Annotated in this window: 11 protein-coding genes; 6 read left to right on the top strand and 5 right to left on the bottom strand. The window is 65.4% G+C overall.

Translation table 11 applies throughout. From position 1 onward, the window contains the following. Nucleotides 1-70 precede the first annotated feature (70 nt). The 3 genes from ahcY to DWA33_RS05905 form a co-directional block, all read right to left on the bottom strand. Nucleotides 71-1,480, bottom strand: coding sequence for an adenosylhomocysteinase (gene ahcY / locus DWA33_RS05915; RefSeq protein ID WP_114357170.1), 1,410 nt, complete (start codon nt 1,478-1,480; stop codon nt 71-73). A gap of 140 nt (nt 1,481-1,620) precedes the next feature. Next, complete coding sequence (metK, locus tag DWA33_RS05910; protein ID WP_114357283.1) at nt 1,621-2,817, bottom strand: methionine adenosyltransferase; 1,197 nt, start codon at nt 2,815-2,817, stop codon at nt 1,621-1,623. Between the two features lie 63 nt (nt 2,818-2,880). Beyond that, complete coding sequence (locus DWA33_RS05905) at nt 2,881-4,233, bottom strand: hypothetical protein (RefSeq protein ID WP_114357169.1); 1,353 nt, start codon at nt 4,231-4,233, stop codon at nt 2,881-2,883. Nucleotides 4,234-4,442: 209 nt separating this feature from the next. Between DWA33_RS05905 and DWA33_RS05900 the strand changes: the two genes are divergently transcribed. From DWA33_RS05900 to DWA33_RS05875, 6 genes are all read left to right on the top strand, one after another. After that, nucleotides 4,443-5,753 carry a UDP-glucose dehydrogenase family protein gene (locus tag DWA33_RS05900; RefSeq protein ID WP_114357168.1) on the top strand — a complete coding sequence of 437 codons (1,311 nt, stop codon included), beginning with the start codon at nt 4,443-4,445 and terminating at the stop codon, nt 5,751-5,753. Nucleotides 5,754-6,023: 270 nt separating this feature from the next. Next, a complete protein-coding gene (locus tag DWA33_RS05895) occupies nt 6,024-7,205 on the top strand; it encodes an ABC transporter substrate-binding protein (protein ID WP_114357282.1) in 1,182 nt (393 codons plus the stop codon). Nucleotides 7,206-7,371: 166 nt separating this feature from the next. Then, nucleotides 7,372-8,244, top strand: coding sequence for a branched-chain amino acid ABC transporter permease (locus DWA33_RS05890; RefSeq protein ID WP_013503936.1), 873 nt, complete (start codon nt 7,372-7,374; stop codon nt 8,242-8,244). A gap of 3 nt (nt 8,245-8,247) precedes the next feature. Beyond that, the gene (locus DWA33_RS05885; RefSeq protein ID WP_114357167.1) at nt 8,248-9,192 is read left to right on the top strand and encodes a branched-chain amino acid ABC transporter permease; all 945 of its coding nucleotides are present in this window, start codon (nt 8,248-8,250) and stop codon (nt 9,190-9,192) included. After that, nucleotides 9,189-9,971 (top strand): ABC transporter ATP-binding protein, encoded by a 783-nt coding sequence (locus DWA33_RS05880; protein ID WP_114357166.1) that lies wholly within the window; start codon nt 9,189-9,191, stop codon nt 9,969-9,971. Before DWA33_RS05885 ends, DWA33_RS05880 begins: the two co-directional genes overlap by 4 nt. Beyond that, entirely contained in the window at nt 9,964-10,668 is a 705-nt protein-coding gene (locus DWA33_RS05875) for an ABC transporter ATP-binding protein (protein WP_114357165.1), read from the top strand. The genes DWA33_RS05880 and DWA33_RS05875 overlap by 8 nt, the downstream gene beginning before the upstream one ends. 234 nt (nt 10,669-10,902) lie before the next feature. Here DWA33_RS05875 and DWA33_RS05870 read toward each other — a convergent pair whose 3' ends face one another. After that, nucleotides 10,903-12,024: a cobalamin-independent methionine synthase II family protein gene (locus DWA33_RS05870; RefSeq protein ID WP_114357164.1), complete on the bottom strand. Its 1,122-nt coding sequence runs from the start codon at nt 12,022-12,024 to the stop codon at nt 10,903-10,905. 15 nt (nt 12,025-12,039) lie between these two features. Beyond that, entirely contained in the window at nt 12,040-12,756 is a 717-nt protein-coding gene (locus tag DWA33_RS05865) for an ABC transporter ATP-binding protein (protein ID WP_114357163.1), read from the bottom strand.

Raw genomic sequence — 12,756 nt, 5'->3', positions numbered from 1 at the left:
GAGCATCGCTCCGGGGCTTCGTCGTCTCGATGGATGGTCGGGTCAAGCCCGGCCATGACGCCTTGAACTATCAGTACCGGTAATGATCCGCCTTGAACGGGCCTTCGACCTTGACGCCGATGTAGTCGGCCTGGTCCTTGCGCAGCTCGGTGAGCTTGACGCCGATCTTGGCGAGGTGCAGGCGGGCGACCTTTTCGTCCAGCGTCTTGGGCAGCACGTAGACCTTCTTGTCGTACTTGCCCTGGTTCTGGAACAGCTCGATCTGCGCCAGCGTCTGGTTGGTGAACGACGCCGACATCACGAAGCTCGGGTGTCCCATCGCGTTGCCGAGGTTCACGAGGCGCCCTTCCGACAGCAGGATCATCCGCTTGCCGTCCGGGAAGGTGATCTCGTCGACCTGCGGCTTGATGTTGTCCCACTTCAGGTTCTTCAGGTGCGCGACCTGGATCTCGTTGTCGAAGTGGCCGATGTTGCAGACGATGGCGCGATCCTTCATCGCGCGCATGTGGTCGATGGTGATGATGTCCTTGTTGCCGGTGGCGGTGACGAAGATGTCGGCGATCGGCGCCGCGTCTTCCATGGTCACCACCTGATAGCCTTCCATCGCCGCCTGCAGGGCGCAGATCGGATCGACTTCCGACACCATCACGCGGCAGCCGGCCTGGCGGAGGCTCGCGGCCGAGCCCTTGCCGACGTCGCCGAAGCCGGCGACCATCGCGACCTTGCCGGACAGCATCACGTCGGTGCCGCGGCGGATGCCGTCGACCAGCGATTCACGGCAGCCATAGAGATTGTCGAACTTCGACTTGGTCACCGAATCGTTGACGTTGATCGCCGGCCACAGCAGCTTGCCGGCCTTCTCCATGTCGTACAGCCGGTGCACGCCGGTGGTGGTCTCTTCCGACACGCCCTTGATGTTCTCGGCGAGCTTGGCGAAGTAGCCCTTCGGCTTCTCCTTGAGGATGCGCTTGATCAGCGCGTAGAACACCTGCTCCTCCTCGCTGTTGTGCTGATCGAGGAACATCGCGTCGCCCTGCTCGGCGCGCAGGCCCTGATGCACGAACATCGTGGCGTCGCCGCCGTCGTCGAGGATCATGTTCGGCGTGCCGCCGTCCGACCAGTCGAACAGCCTGGCGGTGTAGTCCCAGTACTCGGTCAGGCTCTCGCCCTTGACGGCGAACACCGGAATGCCGGCGGCGGCGATCGCGGCGGCGGCGTGGTCCTGGGTCGAGTAGATGTTGCACGACACCCAGCGCACCTCGGCACCGAGCGCGGTCAGCGTCTCGATCAGCACCGCGGTCTGGATCGTCATGTGCAGCGAGCCGGCGATGCGGGCGCCCTTCAAGGGTTGCTTGGGGCCGTATTCCTCGCGGGTCGCCATCAGGCCGGGCATTTCGGTCTCGGCCAGCGAGATCTCCTTGCGGCCGAAATCGGCGAGGCCGATGTCCTTGACGATGTAGTCGGTGAACTTGGCGGTCATGCGGATGGGTTTCCTGATGTCTGTGTCAGTCGAAATGAGCACTACGAACTGAATCGGGCAGTTTGAGGCAGTGCATTTGCGCTCCCTCTCCCCGCTCGCGGGGAGAGGTGAAGACGCCGACTTTGGGCTTACTTTCTCACTTACACCGCACGCTTCATGGCGTCGGCAAGATCGGTCTTCTCCCAGGAGAAGCCGCCGTCGGCGTCCGGGGTGCGGCCGAAATGACCGTAGGACGAGGTCCGGGCGTAGATCGGCTTGTTGAGGTCGAGATGGGAGCGGATGCCGCGCGGGGTCAGGTCCATCACCTCGGCCACGATGGTCTCGAGCTTGTCCTCGGACACCTTCCCGGTGCCGTGGGTGTCGATGTAGATCGACAGCGGCCGCGCCACGCCGATCGCGTAGGCGAGCTGCAGGGTGCACTTGTCGGCGAGGCCCGCGGCGACCACGTTCTTGGCGAGGTAGCGCGCCGCGTAGGCCGCCGAGCGGTCGACCTTGGTCGGGTCCTTGCCGGAGAACGCACCGCCGCCATGCGGGGCTGCGCCGCCGTAGGTGTCGACGATGATCTTGCGCCCGGTCAGGCCGGAGTCGCCGTCCGGGCCGCCGATGAAGAACTTGCCGGTCGGGTTGATGTGCCAGATCGTCTTGTCGGTGATCCAGCCGTCGGGCAGCGCCTGGCGCACATAGGGCTCGACGCAGTCGCGGACCTGGCTCGAGCTCATGTCCTCGACCAGATGCTGATGCGACACCACGATCTCGCGGACGTATTGCGGCTTGCCGTTTTCGTACTGGATCGTCACCTGGCTCTTGGAGTCCGGGCCGAGCACCTTCTCCTTGCCGGAGTGGCGGGCTTCGGAGATCAGCCGCAGGATCTTGTGGGCGTAGAAGATCGGCGCCGGCATCAGATCGGGGGTCTCGTTGGTGGCGTAGCCGAACATGATGCCCTGGTCGCCGGCGCCCTCTTCCTTGTTGGTGCCGGGCTGCAGCGCGTCGACGCCCTGGGCGATGTCGGCCGACTGCGGATGCAGCAGGATCTCGATGTCGCAGGTCTTCCAGTGGAAGCCGTCCTGCTCGTAGCCGATGTCCTTGATGGCGTCGCGCACCACCTGCTCGATCTGCTCGTTGGTGACCGAGGCCGGGCCGCGGGTCTCGCCGGCGATCACCACCTTGTTGGTGGTGGCGAGCGTTTCGCAGGCGGCACGGATCGCCCACGGATCGATGCCGGCCTTCGGCCCCTCGCGGTAGAACAGATCGACGATCTCGTCCGAGATCCGGTCGCAGACCTTGTCCGGATGACCTTCGGACACGGACTCACTCGTGAACATATAAGACGCGCGCATCACCAACCCCTTGTCCGCCGGACCCCGGCGGTGTTTTCGTGAAAGATAGCTATCCAGAAGATGTCAGTCGCGCCTGCGCGAGATGACGTAGGATTCGTCGTTGAACCAGAGACCGCTGTGCTTGCGCAAAACCTCTCTGGTGGCTTCCAGGTACTGGCCGTCCCGGGTCACCTCGGTGATCCGGTCGTCCTCGATCTGCGCGACATACACCGCGGCATTCCATGCTGCAAAGGCCGTCGAATTGCCGATCGGTCCGGTGACCTCATTGGGCAAAGCCTCCATGTCGTAGCGAAAGATCGAGCGGTTATCGGCATAGGCGTTGAAGTTCAGGTCTCTACCAGCCGAGCCGAGCTCGTATTTGACCGCGCGCAACAATTCGTGGCGGCTGACCGAGAACGGGTTCTCGTCCGGCCAGATCGATTGGACGATTTCCAATCCGGGATCGTGGCCGTGGGAGTGAATGCCGATCAGCCGGCCGCCGGGGCGCAGCGCGCGGGCCAGCGGCGCGATGATCCGCTTGGCGCGGAAGTTGACGGATGATTTCGCCCGGTACGGCTGCGAGGCGACGATCAGGTCGAAATTGGCCTCGGTGCGGCCGGCGCGCGGGATCACCGCGTCGAGCAGGAAGCGGTGGTCCTCGCGGTACAGCACGATCGCGACCGGGCGCTCGTACACCGGCATCCCGGTGCGCGGGCTGACATTGGCGCGCCAATTGTCCTGCAGGAACGGCGCCAGCTCGGCGATCTGGGTTTCGAATTCGCCCGAGGAGCCGCCGCGCAGCGCCACCTCGTGCCAGATCATCCCGGCGGCGGCGGCCGAGGAGGCCGGCGTCAGCCACGGCGCCTCGGCGTAGTTCATGTTGGTGAACACGAACACCGAGGCCGGATGCTCGAACAATCGGTCCGGGACCTTGTCGAGCGTCAGCCGCAAGTCCTCGACGCTGAGCTCCTTGCCGGAGACGTAGAACGGGACTTGCGGAAACCGCCCATGCATCGCGCGCAGCACGCGCGCCAGCACCGTGCCGTCGCCGCAGCCCGCATCGAACACGCGCAGGGCGGGCGGGCGCGGGTGGATGTTGGCGAGCTCCAGCGCGACGCGGTCCGCCACCACCCGCTTTTCCCCGCAAGTGTGTACGAACAATAGATATTTCTGGCGGTTCTCGAAGAACCGGAAGTTGCTGCGCGGGTCGCGCCGCTCCAGCGGCACCACCAGCCCCCTGGGCGGCGGCGCAACGCCCAGCCCAGCAGCAACAAACGCCTCGATCCGCTCCAACGTATCCAGCGTAATCCGTTTTCCTTCGCGCAGCCGGTACACCAGCTTGCCGTCGTTCACCGCCCGCCGCCCAAACGTCGTCTCGGCCATTCCGGCCTGACGGCAGTAGTCGGATATCCGGCTGAGGAGCTGGTCGTTGTTCATGTCGCGGCGGGTGGGCAATTCCAGATCGGCTCGCTCTCATAGCACGCATTTCCCACCGCCGGAAGGGCAACGATCAGACCGATACCATCGATATTTCGCTGCGAACTTCGGTTTGAACCCGCCAAACTGTCATTGGGAAACAACAATCGATCTGCTAAGACGCGCGCGAGTCCGGCAGGTCCGGGCGCCTCGCAGGACGGAATCGAGCTATGCGCATCACGATGATTGGGACCGGGTATGTGGGGCTGGTGTCCGGGGCGTGCTTTGCGGATTTCGGCCACCGGGTGACCTGCGTCGACAAGGATGCCGGCAAGATCGCGGCCCTGCATCGGGGCGAAATTCCGATTTTCGAACCGGGGCTTGACGAGCTGGTCGCGGCCAACGTCAAGGCTGGCCGGCTCGATTTCACCACCGACCTGACCGCCCCGGTGGGCGAAGCGGATGCGGTGTTCATCGCCGTCGGGACCCCGTCGCGGCGCGGCGACGGCCATGCGGACCTGTCCTATGTGTATGCGGCCGCCAAGGAAATCGCCGCGGCCCTGCAGGGCTTCACGGTCGTGGTGACGAAATCGACGGTGCCGGTCGGCACTGGCGACGAGGTCGAGCGGCTGATCCGCGAGACCAACCCGGCGGCCGATGTGGCAGTGGCCTCGAATCCCGAGTTTCTGCGTGAGGGCGCCGCGATCCGCGACTTCAAGTTCCCCGACCGGATCGTGATCGGCACGGCCGACGAGCGCGCCCGCAAGGTGCTGGGCGAGATCTACCGCCCGCTGTCGCTGAACCAGGGCCCGCTGATGTACACCGCGCGGCGCACCGCCGAGCTGATCAAATACGCCGCCAACGCTTTCCTGGCGACCAAGATCACCTTCATCAACGAGATCGCGGATCTGGCCGAAAAGGTCGGTGCCGACGTCCAGGACGTCGCCCGCGGCATCGGCATGGACAACCGGATCGGCCCCAAATTCCTGCACGCCGGCCCCGGCTTCGGCGGCTCGTGCTTCCCCAAGGACACCCGCGCGCTGGTGAAGATCGGCCTCGATTACGAAGCGCCGCTGCGCATCGTCGAGGCGGTGATGGCGGTCAACGACAACCGCAAGCGCGCGATGGCCCGCAAGGTATCGGCGGCGCTCGGCGGCAACATGCGCGGCAAGACCGTCGCTGTGCTCGGCCTCACCTTCAAGCCGGATACCGACGACATGCGCGAGGCGCCGTCGATCCCACTGGTGACCAGCCTCACCGACATGGGCGCCAAGGTGAAAGCATTCGATCCCGCCGGCATGGACCACGCCAAGTCCGAACTCCCCGACATCACCTATTGCGAAGATGCTTACGACTGCGCCAAGGGCGCCGACGCGCTGGTGATCGTCACCGAATGGGTACAATTCCGCGCGCTCGACCTGTCGCGGCTGAAAGCCGCGATGGCCCAGCCGATCGTCGTCGACCTGCGCAACATCTACCGCCCCGCCGAAATGGCCGAGCACGGCTTCAGCTATCACAGCGTCGGCCGCGGCGACGCGTAGTTGCCGTCGGCGCTGCCGATTTCGAGGCCGGTCGCAGCCACACGCCCCCCTCTCTTTCGATCTCCATCCTGCTTGCCGATCGCGCCGCACCAGCGGCCGCGGTCGCGCGCGCCTGAGCAACACTATTGACCGACCGTTCGGTTAAGCTTTACGATCAGCAGAAAGCATAAGGTGCGATCGGCGCGGTCGGCGTCGTATAAGGCACCGGGATTGGATCAGGCCGAAGACGCTCGGAAGAAGCGCGCGGCCTGCAACGGAGGAAACGGATTCATGGCTCACTATACGCATGTCCTGCGCAGCGTCGCCGTCGGCGCGACGGCTCTGGCGCTGTCCAGCTTTTCGCTGATGCACACCGCTTTGGCGGCCTCGACCATAAAGCTCGGCTCGGTGCTGTCGATCACCGGCCCGGCGTCGTTTCTCGGCGATCCCGAGGACAAGACGCTGAAAATGTACGTCGACAAGCTCAACGCCGCGGGCGGCGTCGACGGCAAGAAGATCGAGCTCGTCGTCTATGACGACGGCGGCGACGCCAACAAGGCGCGCACCTTCGCCACCCGCCTAGTCGAGGACGACAAGGTGGTGGCGATGATCGGCGGCTCCACCACCGGCACCACGATGGCGATGATCCCGGTGTTCGAGGAAGCGCAGATCCCGTTCATTTCGTTCGCCGGCGCAGTCGAGATCATCGATCCGGTGCGCAAATACGTATTCAAGACCCCTCACACCGACAAGATGGCGTGCGAGAAGATCTTCGAGAACATCAAGGCGCGGAAATTCACCAAGGTGGCGATGATCTCCGGCACCGACGGCTTCGGCTCGTCGATGCGGGCGCAGTGCCTGAAGGTCGCCCCGGCCTACGGCGTCAGCATCGTGGCCGAGGAAACCTACGGGCCGCGCGACAGCGACATGACGGCCCAGCTCACCAAGATCAAGGCCGCCCCCGGCGTCGAAGCGGTGGTCAATCCCGGCTTCGGCCAGGGCCCGGCGATCGTCACCCGCAACTACGCCCAGCTCGGCATGTCGTCGACGCCGCTGTACCAGAGCCACGGCGTCGCCTCGAAGAGCTTCATCGAGCTCGCCGGCCCGGCGGCGGAAGGCGTGCGGCTGCCGGCCGCGGCATTGCTGGTCGCCGACAAGCTGCCCGACAACGATCCGCAGAAGAAGGTCGTGACCGAGTACAAGAAGACCTACGAGGACACCACCAAGCAGCCGGTCTCGACCTTCGGCGGCCACGCCTATGACGGCCTCACCATCCTGGTCGAGGCGATGCAGCGGGCGAATTCGACCGATCCGAAGAAGGTCCGCGACGAGATCGAAAAGACCAAGGGCTTCGTCGGCACCGGCGGCATCGTCACGATGTCACCGACCGATCACCTCGGCCTCGACCTGTCGGCGTTCAAGATGCTGGAAGTCAAGAACGGCGATTGGACGCTGGTGCAGCCGGCAAGCTGAGCAAGTCGGGAGCGTTTCCGGGGCGCGGGCACCGGCCCGCGAAACCGGAATCTCGACCTGACAACTTCTCGATTCCGGGTTTGCGCGTTTCACGCGCGCCCCGGAATGACGAGTGTTATTGGCGATCTGCCACGCGTTCAATCGACCCGAAAGTCACTCCGGCGCCATGTCCGAACTGCTGCAATTCCTGATCTCGGGGCTGACCGTCGGCGCGGTGTATGCGCTGGTCGCGCTCGGCTTCACGCTGGTCTATCACGCTGCCGACGTCGTCAATTTCGCGCAGGGCGAATTCGTCATGCTCGGCGGCATGGTCACGGTATTCGCCTATGCGGCCGGCGTGCCGCTGCCGCTGGCGGCGTTGCTGGCTGTGATCGTCGCGGTCGTGGTCGGATTGTTGCTGTATTGGCTGGCGATCGCGCCGGCGCGCGGCGCCTCGGCAGTGTCGCTGATCATCATCACCATCGGCGCTTCGATCTTGCTGCGCGGCGCGGCGCAGATCGTGTTCGACAAGCAATTCCACAAGCTGCCGGCGTTCTCCGGCGATGCGCCGATCCACCTGCTCGGCGCGGTGATCCAGCCGCAGAGCCTGTGGGTGCTGGGCGGCGCGGCACTGGTGGTGCTGACGCTGTACTATGTGATGGAGCGCACCCTGATCGGCAAGGCGGTGGTCGCGACCGCCGCCAATCGCCTGGCGGCGCGCCTGGTCGGCGTCAACGTCGCCACCGTGATGGCGCTGGCATTCGGCGGCTCGGCGGCGATCGGCGCGATCGCCGGCATTCTGATCACCCCGATCACCCTGACCAGCTACGACGTCGGCACGCTGCTGGCGCTGAAAGGCTTTGCGGCCGCGATGCTCGGCGGCATGGGCAATCCGCTCGGCGCGGTGATCGGCGGGCTGCTGCTCGGCCTGCTGGAGTCGTTCGGCGCCGGCTATGTGTCGTCGACCTACAAGGACGCCATCGCCTTCATCGTCATCCTCGCTGTGCTGTTCGTCGCGCCGCAGGGGCTGGTCGGCCGTCGCACCGTCGAGCGGGTCTGAGTGATGCTGAACCTGCTCGGCCGCCGGTCCGCCATTCTGATCGCGCTCGCCGTGGTGATGGCGGTGCTGCCGCTGCTGTTTCCATCGAGCTACTACTTCCGCGTCGCGGCCCTGGTGTGGGTCTCGGCGCTGGCGGCGATCGGCCTCAACATTCTGATGGGCAAGGCCGGCCAGGTCAGCCTCGGCCATGCCGGCTTCTTCGGCATCGGCGCTTATGCAGTCGCGATCGCGCCGGCGCATTTCGGGCTGCATGCCCTGCTCGCGGTGCTGGTCGGTGCGCTGATCTCCGCCCTGCTCGCATTTCTGGTCGGCCGGCCGATCCTGCGGCTGAAGGGGCACTATCTCGCCATCGCCACGCTCGGGCTCGGCGTGCTGGTGGCGATGGTGATCACCACAGAGAGCGGCTGGACCGGCGGCCCGGACGGCATGCCGGTGCCAAAGCTCAGCCTGTTCGGCTGGCGCGTCTCCGGCTCGACCACCTGGTACTGGATCACGGCGGGACTGTTGCTGATCGGCACCTGGTTCGCGCTCAACCTCGACGACACGCCGACCGGGCGCGCCTTTCGCGCGCTGCACGACAGCGAGATCGCCGCGCGCACCGCGGGCGTGCATGTCGAGCGGTTCAAGCTGCAGGCGTTCGTCATCGCCGCGGTGTACGCCTCGATCGCCGGCTCGGCGCTGGCGATGATGAACGGCTTCGTCAATCCGGATCAAGCCGGCTTCCTGCATTCGGTCGAACTGGTGACGATGGTGGTGCTCGGCGGGCTCGGCTCGATCGTCGGCAGCATCGTCGGCGCCGCAGTGCTGGTGGTGCTGCCGCAGTTGCTCACGGTGTTTCAGGACTACGAGCATTTCCTGCTCGGCCTGCTCATCATCGTGTCGATGATCTTCATGCGCGACGGCATGGTGCCGATGCTGGCAAAGCTGACCATGAGGGCGCGGCGATGACGCTTCTGAAGGTCAGCGATGTCGGCATCGCGTTCGGCGGCGTCAAGGCGATCGACGGCGTCGGGTTCTCGGTGGCGCCGAGCGAAATCCTGTCGATCATCGGCCCCAACGGCGCCGGCAAGACCACGCTGTTCAACGTCGTCTCCGGGATGTACGCCGCCGACCACGGCCGGATCGAACTCGACGGTAACGACGTCACCGGCCTGCCGCCGGACGAACTCGCCGCGCGCGGGCTGTCGCGGACCTTCCAGAACCTGCAGATTTTCCACCGCATGACTGCCGCCGAGAACGTGATGGTCGGCCGGCATCTGCAGGAGAAGTGCAACTTGTTCGCCGACCTGCTGCGGCTGCCGTCGGTGACTCGTCAGAACCGCGCTACCCGCGCAGCCGCGCTGACGCTGCTCGATCAGGTCGGCCTCCGCGACGTCGCCGACGTCGCCGCCGGATCGCTGTCCTACGGCGCCAGCAAGCGGCTGGAGATCGCCCGCGCGCTCGCTGCCGAGCCGCGGGTGCTGCTGCTCGACGAGCCGGCAGCCGGATGCAATTCGGTCGAGACCGAGGAAATCGATCGCCTGATCTGCCGCGTCGCCGACCAGGGCATCGCGGTGGTGCTGGTCGAACACGACATGAAGCTGGTGATGAAGATCTCGCATCGCATCCTGGTGCTGAATCAGGGCCGGATGCTGGTCGAAGGCACGCCGGACGAGGTGCGGCACAATCCGCTGGTGGCGGAAGCCTATCTCGGCCGTCACGGCGCTCGGGAGGCGGCGCGTGCTTGAGGTGAAGGATCTGCAAAGCGGCTACGGCCGGATCGACGTGCTGAAGGGCATCGCGCTCGAAGTGCGCGAAGGCGAGGTGGTGGCGCTGATCGGCTCCAACGGTGCCGGCAAGACCACGCTGCTGCGGGCGCTGTCCGGTGTGCAGCCGGTCTCCGGCGGCGAAATCCGCTTCCTCGGCCAGCGCATCGACAAGCTGCCGCCGCACAAACGCGTCGCCCTCGGCATCACCCAGTCGCCGGAGGGCCGGCAGATTTTCGGCCCGCTCAGCGTCGCCGACAATCTGCGGCTCGGCGCCTATTTGCGCAAGGACGACGGCATCGAGGCCGACCGCGAGCGCGTCTATGCGATGTTCCCGATCCTGAAGGACAAGCGCGACCAGCAGGCCAGCGGCCTGTCCGGCGGCCAGCAGCAGATGCTGGCGATCGGCCGCGCGCTGATGGGCAAGCCCAAGCTGCTGCTGCTCGACGAACCGTCGCTCGGACTGTCGCCGATCCTGGTCGACCAGATCCTCGACGCCGTGACCGCAATGCGCAAGAGCGGCATCACCATCCTGCTGGTCGAACAGAACGCCGTCGCCGCGCTCGAAATCGCCGACCGTGGCTACGTGATCGAAACCGGCCGCATCGTGCATGCAGGGCCGGCGTCGGAACTGCTCACCGACCCGAAGGTGAAGGCGGCGTATCTCGGGATCGACTGAAGGCGATCCATCAGGGACGCCCTCATTCCACCCCACACCGTCATTCCGGAGCGCGAGCGCCAGCTCGCGAACCCGGACTCCCGCGGTTGTGGCGCACCCGGCATTGCAGCAACTTCTAGATTCCGGGTTCGCTCGCTACGCGAGCGCCCCGGAATGACGGTGGACCAGGATAACGCAAATGGCCGGGACAAGCCCGGCCATCACGCAAGATCCCAGATCGATCAAACCAAGCTGTTACTTGCCCCAGACTTCCTGCGCCACTTCCACCGCGAGGCGCAGCTTGTCCCACTGTTCCTGCTCGGACAGGATGTTGCCCTCTTCGGTCGAGGCAAAGCCGCATTGCGGCGACAGCGCGAGCTGTTCGAGCGGGGCGAATTTCGACGCCTCTTCGAGCCGGCGCTTGATCGCGTCCTTGCTCTCCAATTCGCCGAACTTCGAGGTGATGACCCCGACCACCACGACCTTGTTGCCCTTGGGCAGGAACCGCAGCGGCTCGAAGCCGCCGGCGCGCTCGGAATCATATTCGAGGAAATAGCCGTCGTAGTTGATGCCGGCGAGCAGCGTTTCGGCGACCGGCTCGTAGCCGCCCGACGAAATCCAGGTCGAGCGGAAATTGCCGCGGCAGACGTGGGTGGTGATCACCATGTCGGACGGCCGGTCGGCGATCGCGTAGTTGATCACCCGCGCATAGATCTGCTGCAGATTGTCCGGATTGTCGCCGCGGGCGCGCGCCTTCTGCAATTCGTCCTGCGAGCACAGATACGCCCACACCGTGTCGTCGAACTGCAGATAGCGGCAGCCGGCGTCGTAGAATGCCTTCACCGCCTTGCGATAGGTCTTGGCGAGATCCTCGAAGAAGCCGTCGAGATCGGGATAGACCTCGGTGGAGATCGCCTTGCGGCCGCCGCGGAAGTGCAGCACCGCCGGTGACGGGATCGTCATCTTCGGCGTGACATGCGCGATCTCGGCGTGCTTCTTGAGGAAGCGGAAGTGGTCGAGCATCGGATGGTCGTCGGGGAAGTCGAGCTTGCCGACCACGCGGATCGAATCGTTGCGGGTCTGGACGCCGGCGAACTGGATGCCGGTGTCGGGATGGTAGAGTTCGCAGCCGGTGAGCTTGGCGAGAAAATCGAAGTGCCACCACGAGCGGCGGAATTCGCCGTCGGTGGCGAGCTTGAGGCCGATCGCCGACTGCTTATGGACGACCTTCTCGATCTCCATGTCCTCGACCTTCCTCAGGTCGTCGGCAGTGATCTCGCCCTTCTCCAGCTTGGCGCGGGCTTCCTTGATCTTTTCAGGCCGCAACAGGCTGCCGACCTCGTCGGCGCGGAACGGTGGCTTGGTTCTTTGCGTCATTTCAACTCCCCAAGGTCAGCTCTTGGCCCCGCCGGATACGCCCAGATAGCGCTCCAGCGTCGCGGCATCGTCCTTCAGCACCGCGCTCGCCGCATCATGCACGATCGCGCCGCGTTCCAATATCACAACCCGATCGGCGAGCCCGAGGATTTTTCGCGCGTTCTGCTCGACCATGATCGAGCAGATGCCGCCGGAGCGGGTGATGGTGCCGAGCGCGGTTAGCAATTCGTCAACGATGATCGGCGCCAACCCCTCGGTCGGTTCGTCGAGCAGCAGCACCTTCGGATTGAGCGTCAGCGCACGCCCGATCGCCAGCATCTGCTGTTCGCCGCCGGAGAGCTGGTTGCCGAAATTGCCGCGGCGCTCTTCGAGCCGCGGAAACATCTCGTAGACCCGCGCCACCGTCCACGGCCCGGGCTGCGCCACCGCCGTCAGGTTTTCCTCGACGGTCAGCGATTTGAATATGTTGCGCTCCTGCGGCACCCAACCGATTCCGGCGCGTGCCCGTTGATCGGGGCGCAGCGCGGTGACGTCGGTGCCGCCGACCGCAATCGTGCCGGAGAAGCGGCGGGTGACGCCGACGATCGAGTTGATCAGTGTGGTCTTGCCGGTGCCATTGCGGCCGAGCAGCGCCAGCACCTCGCCCTCGGCGAGACGCAGCGACATCTCCGGCAACACCACCGCCTCACCGTAGCCGGCGCGGAGCTTGTCGATCGCCAGCAAGTCAGACAT

Source organism: Rhodopseudomonas pentothenatexigens, assembly GCF_900218015.1.
GTDB lineage: Bacteria > Pseudomonadota > Alphaproteobacteria > Rhizobiales > Xanthobacteraceae > Rhodopseudomonas > Rhodopseudomonas pentothenatexigens.
The sequence above is the reverse complement of the archived record's forward strand: the minus strand, read 5'-3'. Positions and strand labels throughout refer to the sequence as shown.

Coding starts and splice junctions, on each gene's coding strand:
- ahcY (WP_114357170.1), bottom strand. CDS start 1,480: ATGACCGCCAAGTTCACCGACTACATCGTCAAGGACATCGGCCTCGCC.
- metK (WP_114357283.1), bottom strand. CDS start 2,817: ATGCGCGCGTCTTATATGTTCACGAGTGAGTCCGTGTCCGAAGGTCAT.
- DWA33_RS05905 (WP_114357169.1), bottom strand. CDS start 4,233: ATGAACAACGACCAGCTCCTCAGCCGGATATCCGACTACTGCCGTCAG.
- DWA33_RS05900 (WP_114357168.1), top strand. CDS start 4,443: ATGCGCATCACGATGATTGGGACCGGGTATGTGGGGCTGGTGTCCGGG.
- DWA33_RS05895 (WP_114357282.1), top strand. CDS start 6,024: ATGGCTCACTATACGCATGTCCTGCGCAGCGTCGCCGTCGGCGCGACG.
- DWA33_RS05890 (WP_013503936.1), top strand. CDS start 7,372: ATGTCCGAACTGCTGCAATTCCTGATCTCGGGGCTGACCGTCGGCGCG.
- DWA33_RS05885 (WP_114357167.1), top strand. CDS start 8,248: ATGCTGAACCTGCTCGGCCGCCGGTCCGCCATTCTGATCGCGCTCGCC.
- DWA33_RS05880 (WP_114357166.1), top strand. CDS start 9,189: ATGACGCTTCTGAAGGTCAGCGATGTCGGCATCGCGTTCGGCGGCGTC.
- DWA33_RS05870 (WP_114357164.1), bottom strand. CDS start 12,024: ATGACGCAAAGAACCAAGCCACCGTTCCGCGCCGACGAGGTCGGCAGC.
- DWA33_RS05865 (WP_114357163.1), bottom strand. CDS start 12,756: ATGTCTGACTTGCTGGCGATCGACAAGCTCCGCGCCGGCTACGGTGAG.